Consider the following 8028-nt stretch of genomic DNA (forward strand, 5'->3'; position numbering starts at 1 on the left):
TCAACACATTTTATTGCAAGTCGCTGGTTCACCATTAGCCTGGATAAGCGCCATCAACTCATCAACACATCAACTCACCAACTTATCAACTCATAAATTAACCTACTAACCTACTAAAAAAACACAAGCTCATCAACACACTTACTCATCAACAGGCAAAACCTAAAATTATTATTTTTATTTTACAATTGCATTATTATTTTCACTCCCTTCTAGCGAAAATATAGGTTAAAAAGTAGGTAAATTACTACTTTTGTGGGCCTTTCGGGTCTTTTGTTTTGTCCATTTCTAAGAACAGGACCTGCATTTTGCACCATTTTGCCTTTCTAGTTTGGTTGCCGACGCCTAATTTTTCAAGCCCAATTATCCACTTTTAGGCGCAAAACTCCCACTTTTTAATGGCTATTCTGCCCCTTTGAGCTATTTGTTTCATGGTTCGAAAAGGTTTTATTTATACCATTGCCGTGGATATTTATGCTTTTCATCCTGTGTTCTGCACCATTTTGCACTGCGTTTTGCACCATTTTACCTTGCGTTTTGCACCAAAACGCACTGCTGTTAGCACCAAAACGCACTGCATTTAGCACCAAAACGCACTACGTTTAGCACCAAAACACACTGCATTTAGCAGCAAATAGCCCCCAAAATGGTGCTAATGACGATTGTTTGTAATAAATATTCATTTTGCCGCTTTCACATACTAGCCCCATTTAGCATCAAAACAAACCTTCGCGAGAATCGATTTTTTGCGGCAATGTTTGCGATTGGTGGACGAAAAGGGTAGTCATAATGTTAAATTTAGTACTGAAAACTAGACAAATTAAAAACGATAATGCAGCATTCATGCCCACAAGCAACACGCGGAAAGCACCTAAACTTGCTGCCACCAGCGCGAGCGGTTGCACGCCATGCTACCCACGACAAATGGAGACAGCACCAGGCAAACGCCGAAGTAATCTGTTATTTACAGCCTGTTTTCAACTTGCAGAGAAGACGTTGAAGGACTTCCGCCAGGCCACTTTTGGGTCATAAACTATGTTTTCCACAGACAAATGGGGTAGAATTTCAGATTTTATCGTATCTTTGTCCACTACTTTGTACAGGAGGGGGCAAGTTTGTACAGGAGGGGGGGCGAGTTTATCCTGGTTTTACAGCACAAAGATAATTAACTCCTCTCAATTTATAGAAACTTTTAAAGTCAAGACAACTTCTATACTAAAGTGACACTTCAAGCTAGAGACAGCAATCGTCACGCTCATGGATAACCCAACAAACAGATGTTCATCGCATTAAGAGCACAAAGAGCAACTGGAAAAAAACTGATATACACCTGTTCGTGTAAGTCAAAAATGCTTTAAGAAAACGAAATTATCGTTCTATTATAATAATATTTGCTATAAATTAAGTGCGTTCGCAGATACATTATAGCACTGACAATATTGATGACAGCAGTAGAACATAACGTACATAACTAAAATACAAATGCGCCACACTTCACAGTGCAGCGCATCTAATCTCAATAGGTATTAGCTTTTTTAAGGCAAAAAGATTGTATTCAGGATAACGAGTGCAAAGTTACGACCTGAAATTTATTTACGCAAACTTTTTATTATGTTAGAAAACATATTTTGACACATCATGTTAAAAAAGTAAGATTTAAACTAATGTGAATTTTGATATTATGCTCCTTTATCGTACCTTTGCACTATAATATAATAATGTATACAATGACAGAAAGAATAGAAAACTCAAACGAAGAGAAAAAAAACCTGAGTTTTGTAGAACAAATCATTGAACAAGACCTGGCCGAGGGAAAGAATGGCGGACGCCTACAAACGCGTTTTCCCCCAGAACCAAACGGTTATCTGCACATCGGCCATGCCAAAGCTATCTGCATGGACTTCGGAGCAGCAGAGAAATTCAACGGAATATGTAACCTGCGTTTCGATGACACCAACCCCAGTAAAGAAAAAGACGAGTATGTTGAAAACATACTAAGCGACATAAAGTGGCTAGGCTTTAAATGGGAAAACATCTATTACGCCTCAGAATATTTCCAAAAGCTATGGGATTTCGCCGTATGGATGATAAAAAAAGGCCACGCCTACATCGACGAACAAACAAGCGAACAGATTGCAGAGCAGAAGGGAACGCCCACAAAGGCTGGTACTGCATCGCCATATAGGGACAGACCGGTTGAAGAAAGCCTCGCTTTGTTCGAGAAAATGAACCTACCAGACACACCAGAGGGCTCTATGGTGCTGCGTGCAAAGCTAGATATGGCCAATCCCAACATGCACTTCCGCGACCCCATCATGTATCGCATCATCCATACGCCGCACCATCGCACGGGAACACTATGGAATGCCTACCCCATGTACGACTTTGCACACGGACAAAGCGACTACTTTGAGGGCGTAACACACTCCATCTGCACCTTGGAGTTCGTTCCTCACCGCCCATTGTACGACAAGTTCATCGACTTCCTTAAAGAGATGAACGGCGAAATGGATAATATCAACGATTTCCGTCCACGCCAGATAGAGTTCAACCGACTGAACCTCACCTACACGGTAATGAGCAAACGCAAGTTGCACACGCTTGTAGACGAGGGTTTGGTGAGTGGTTGGGACGACCCACGCATGCCTACACTATGCGGTATGCGCCGCAGAGGATATTCTCCTGAAAGCGTTCGCATGTTCATCAATTCTATTGGCTACACCAAGTTCGACGCACTTAACGACATGGCCTTGCTTGAAGCCTCGGTACGCGAAGACCTCAACAAGCGTGCTTGCCGCGTAACGGCAGTGGTTAATCCCGTTAAGTTGGTGATTACAAACTATCCCGAAGGGCAGACCGAAGAAATGGAAACGGTGAACAATCCCGAAAACGCAGCCGACGGCACACACACCATCACCTTTTCTAGAAATCTGTGGATGGAACGCGAAGACTTTATGGAAGACGCGCCCAAGAAGTTCTTTAGGATGACACCTGGACAAGAAGTACGCCTGAAAAGTGCCTACATCGTCAAGTGTACGGGATGCACCAAAGACGCCGATGGCAACATTGTGGAGGTGCAAGCCGAATACGACCCACAGAGCAAGAGTGGCATGGAGGGCGCCAACCGCAAGGTTAAGGGCACACTTCACTGGCTTTCGGCCGACCACTGCACCCAAGCCGAGGTGCGCGTTTACGACAGATTGTTCGACGTAGAGAACCCATCGACCGACGAAAGGGATTTTAGGGAACTGCTTAATAAGGATTCGAAAAAGGTGTTTACCAACTGCTATGTGGAAAACTATGCCGCAAACAAAAAACCAGGCGAGTATCTGCAATTCCAACGCATTGGCTATTTCATGGCCGATACCGACTCTTCTGCCGAACATCCCGTGTTCAACAAGACCGTAGGTTTGAAAGACACGTGGGCAAAACAGAATAAATAAGCACACCCGAGCAGCGATACGTACACGCCGACGCATCCTAACATACGGCAAGGGCTATCAAAACAAAACATTGTATGGCCCGTGCCACATACCACTAACATGAGGGACGAACACCGTTCGCCCCTCTTGATTGTTTAAAAACAATGACAAACGACAGCTATTTCAACAGCGAAGAGTTTCAGCAAACACTCCATAGCTACGAGGAAGCCGAACAAGAGGGGCGCACTGCCTACTTCGACTCGGACACGCTGGCCGATATTGCCGAATATTACTACACTGACGGGCGGACGAACGATGCTGTGAAAGCCGCCCTAAAAGGTGTAGACATGTTCCCGGGGGCAATGCCGCCATTGGTGTTCATGGGCAGATACGAGCTGTTAATGCAAAATCCCCAAAAAGCAAAATGGTATTTAGAGCAAGTTGACGACCAATCGGAACTCGAATGCGTGTACTTGCGTGTCGAAATCATGCTCGTTGAAAACAAAAACGACGAGGCCGACGAGTTTTTACGCCAGCAATTAGAATGGCAAGACGACGAGGAAAGGGACGACTTTATTCTTGATGTGGCAGACATTTACTTGGATTACGACCTCATAGATCATGCACAAGCATGGCTCGCGCTGGCCGAAAACACGCAAACGGCCGACTATCAAGAAGTGCAAGGACGCATAGCATTGGGTAAAGGCGAGTACCGACAGGGCGAAGAAATCTTTAAGAAACTTGTAGAAGAAAACCCCTTTGCCTCACCCTACTGGAACCAACTGGCCTCATCGCAATTTCTTAGCAATCGCATTAAAGACTCCATCGAGAGCAGCGAATACTCTATCGCCATCAATCCTAACGATGAAGAGGCCTTACTTAACAAAGCCAACGGCATGTTCAGTCTAGGCGAGTACGAAGAGGCACTTACTTATTACACCCGATTTAACAACCTCCATAAGGATGATGAAACGGGAGAAATATTCATTGGCATCACCCTCATCAACCTCGATCGGCCAGCGGAGGCTCTGCAACATCTGCAAAAGGCCGAAGAAATGGCTGTGCCTAAGTCGGTTAACTTGGTAGAGATTTATCAAGAAACGGCTTTTGCCCTGTCCAGACTTGGCAGAGTGGACGACGCTTTGGCATACGTAGACAAGGCCATAGCCACAGGTAACGGCGACGAAGACGAGTTAACTGTGTTCAAAGGCCACATCCAACTGGAAAACGGAAACCCTTTGGCAGCCCAAAACTTTTTCTTAGAGGCCGTCAGACACTCAAAGTCGGCTCCTAATGTGTATTTCCGTATCGCCATATCAGTATACGACAACGGCTATATGCAATTGGCTTACAGGATGTTTCACACGCTCTTTCAATCGGTTCCTGCCGATTGGAAAGACGGATATTCGCACATGTCGCTCTGCTGTAAATGTCTAAACAAGGAGTCGGAGTACCTGCACTTCCTGCGCAAAGCCTGCGAACTAAACCCCATGGAGGCTAAAACAATCCTTGGGGAGTACTTTCCCAAAGACCTCGACCCAGAGAGTTATTACAATTACATCACAAAACAAAAGTAAAAAAGAAGAAATGAGCTGGTTATTACCCCTGCTAAACAACCTCAATTATTGGACGGTGTTACTCCTGATGTTCATCGAAGGCTCCGTCATTCCCGCCCCGTCAGAACTCATTGTGCCCCCTGCCGCCTATCGTGCAGCAGCCGGCGAGCTGAATATCGTACTCGTTGTGGTTGTCGCAACCATAGGGGCTGTACTCGGTTCTTCGGCCAACTACGCTGCGGCCTATTACCTCGGCCGCCCCGTTATATACCGCTTTGCCAACAGCAAGCTGGGACATCTCTGCCTGTTGAACCAAGAGAAAATTGAGAAAGGCGAGAAATACTTCTACGACCACGGCGTTATTGCCACGCTTACAGGCCGACTCCTGCCAGGCATACGCCAAATAATATCCATCCCAGCAGGTCTTTCCAAGATGAAGTTTTGGAAGTTCATCCTTTATACCACCATCGGCGCAGGCCTTTGGAACACCGTTTTGGCCACCCTCGGATGGTATCTACATTCGTTCGTACCCAAGGAAGAACTTTACAACAAGATTGAAGAGTACAACAGCCAGATACAACTCGTTGTCATTATTGCCGTCGGCGTGGCGGCTATCGTTGGTGCAATATGGTGGCAAATGCGTAAAAGGAAAAAGCGTAAGGCAAACGCATCGACCGTAACGGAAGGCACGCCCCCTAACGAAGGCAATTAATATAGACGACATAACGAAAGGAAATCGAATAGTGAGAATTGACATTATCACCGTGTTGCCCGAGATGATTGAGGGATTCGTGCACGAATCTATCTTGGCACGCGCACAAAAAAAAGAGCTAGCAGAAATACATCTGCATAACCTTCGCGACTATTCTACCGATAAATGGAGGCGTGTTGACGACTATCCATACGGTGGATTTGCAGGGATGGTGATGCAATGCGAACCCATAGACCGCTGTATTTCTGCTCTTAAAGCCCAACGAGAATACGACGAAGTGATATTCACGTCGCCCGACGGACAACAATTCGACCAGCATGTTGCCAACGAATTGTCGCTAAAAGGCAACATCATCATACTTTGCGGACACTATAAGGGCGTTGACCAACGCGTACGCGACCACCTCATAACACGCGAAATATCCATCGGCGACTATGTACTCACAGGGGGCGAACTAGCTGCCGCCGTGATGGCCGACGCCATTGTGCGACTCATCCCTGGCGTTATCAGCGACGAACAGAGCGCTTTCTCCGATTGTTTTCAAGATGATTTGCTCTCCGCACCCATCTACACACGCCCAGCAAACTACAAAGGTTGGGAAGTTCCACCCATCCTGCTCAGCGGCAACGAGGCCAAAATAAAGACATGGGAGATGGAACAAGCCTTGGAAAGAACAAGGCAACTGCGCCCCGACTTACTAGAACGGAAGGACGAATAAGAGCGTTCTCCCAAAAGAAAGCACAGCCGGTGGCCTGTCATTTCTAGACCAACCACCAACAAAAGCAACAAAAAAAGAAGTAAAACAAAACGCAAAACGTAGAAAATAATTGCTATCTTTGCAAGTAAAAACAATTGTAATGAAACACGTTTTAAGTACCCTTATATTATCAACCCTTGCCGTTGTTACGCTCCAAGCACAACAAACGCGCCCCACACGCCGCACCGACAGAGCCGACTATGCCACAGCTCTGCTAAAAAGTTATGAGGACTCGCTGGCCCTCCTATATAATAAGGTGTATCGGCAAAACGACAAAAGCGCACTTCCAAACGACTTTGTTGAGAACGTTGTTCCATACCAAAGCTACAAGCTCTTCTCGCCACTCACCTTCTACGAAGGAATAGCCAAAGACTTCTTCGACCTCTCCGGCGAAGGCACGACCACTAAGGCGCGAAACCAAAGGGCAGATTATCTAGGACCAAGGTTTACCGACGCAGCACTGTTAGGTATCTACCTTAAAAGGCCCGACTTGGTGTTAAACCGCGAAACTGTGCTGCACAATGTGGCCCCCGAAGGAAAGACAACGCCCGTTGTCATCAAGTCGGATGCGGGATTAGCCGAAAAACAGCCGCAAGTACCCACCGACCCCGAAAGCGGACCAATCAACGTGGTTGTTACCAAGCCCAACTTCTGGACCTTCAAGGGCGACTATTACCTGCAATTCCTGCAAAATTATGTGTCGGGCAACTGGCATAAGGGTGGCGAAAGCAACTATTCTATGGTGAGTGCCGTTACCTTACAGTGCAATTACAACAACAAGCAGAAGGTTAAATTCGACAACAAACTCGAACTAAAGCTAGGTTTCATCACCTCGCCTAGCGACACCCTGCACAGCCTCAAGACATCAGAAGACCTCATAAGATTTACCAGCAAGCTAGGACTTCAAGCCACCAAGCGATGGTATTACACCCTACAACTTGTGGCTTACACCCAATTCTTACGCGGATATAAAAACAACAGCGGTGAACCGGCATCCGATTTCATGTCGCCTTTCAACACAAACATATCGCTTGGTATGGACTACAACGTTGATTGGTTTAAGGGAAGACTTAAAGGTTCGATACATCTCGCACCCTTAGCCTATAACTTCCGCTATGTAGACAGGCTTGCGTTAGGCCCTCGCTACAGCCTGAAACCAGATAGCCACACCCTTCACGACTTTGGTTCTGAGTTTACCGTAGACCTGATGTGGAAGATAGCCGAACCCATCAGCTGGCAAACACGCCTTTATGGATATACAACTTACAGCAGGGCAGAAGTGGAATGGGAAAACACTTTCACGTTCCAATTCAACAAATTCATTAGCTCAAAGCTCTTCGTTTATCCTCGTTTTGACGATGGAGGAACACGCGACGAGAAACACGGATACCTGCAATTGCGCGAGTTCGTATCAATAGGTTTCTCCTATTCGTTCTAACACAGAGGCCTGTATGACACGTCCCAATGGCGTCATCCAACTCTATCCGCTGGTGCGCATCGCACTGATGCTCATCTTTGGGATAGTGTTGGCCGACGCCATTCCTTTTTTCTCCAACCCCACAACCTGCGTTTCGCTGCTGC

5 protein-coding genes are annotated in these 8028 nt (G+C 46.2%); all 5 read left to right on the forward strand.

The genetic code is table 11. The features are described from left to right. Positions 1-1727 precede the first annotated feature (1727 nt). A complete protein-coding gene (locus HMPREF0670_RS04160; protein WP_009229921.1) occupies positions 1728-3443 on the forward strand; it encodes a glutamine--tRNA ligase/YqeY domain fusion protein in 1716 nt (571 codons plus the stop codon). A gap of 143 nt (positions 3444-3586) precedes the next feature. After that, positions 3587-4999: a tetratricopeptide repeat protein gene (locus HMPREF0670_RS04165; RefSeq protein ID WP_009229922.1), complete on the forward strand. Its 1413-nt coding sequence runs from the start codon at positions 3587-3589 to the stop codon at positions 4997-4999. A gap of 10 nt (positions 5000-5009) precedes the next feature. Continuing rightward, the gene (locus HMPREF0670_RS04170; protein WP_009229923.1) at positions 5010-5690 is read left to right on the forward strand and encodes a DedA family protein; all 681 of its coding nucleotides are present in this window, start codon (positions 5010-5012) and stop codon (positions 5688-5690) included. 31 nt (positions 5691-5721) lie between these two features. After that, entirely contained in the window at positions 5722-6408 is a 687-nt protein-coding gene (gene trmD / locus HMPREF0670_RS04175) for a tRNA (guanosine(37)-N1)-methyltransferase TrmD (RefSeq protein WP_009229924.1), read from the forward strand. A gap of 139 nt (positions 6409-6547) precedes the next feature. Further along, positions 6548-7885: a DUF3078 domain-containing protein gene (locus HMPREF0670_RS04180; protein ID WP_044077685.1), complete on the forward strand. Its 1338-nt coding sequence runs from the start codon at positions 6548-6550 to the stop codon at positions 7883-7885. Positions 7886-8028 lie beyond the last annotated feature (143 nt).

It is taken from the genome of Prevotella sp. oral taxon 317 str. F0108, assembly GCF_000162415.1.
GTDB lineage: Bacteria > Bacteroidota > Bacteroidia > Bacteroidales > Bacteroidaceae > Prevotella > Prevotella conceptionensis.

Coding starts and splice junctions, on each gene's coding strand:
- HMPREF0670_RS04160 (WP_009229921.1), top strand. CDS start 1,728: ATGACAGAAAGAATAGAAAACTCAAACGAAGAGAAAAAAAACCTGAGT.
- HMPREF0670_RS04165 (WP_009229922.1), top strand. CDS start 3,587: ATGACAAACGACAGCTATTTCAACAGCGAAGAGTTTCAGCAAACACTC.
- HMPREF0670_RS04170 (WP_009229923.1), top strand. CDS start 5,010: ATGAGCTGGTTATTACCCCTGCTAAACAACCTCAATTATTGGACGGTG.
- HMPREF0670_RS04180 (WP_044077685.1), top strand. CDS start 6,548: ATGAAACACGTTTTAAGTACCCTTATATTATCAACCCTTGCCGTTGTT.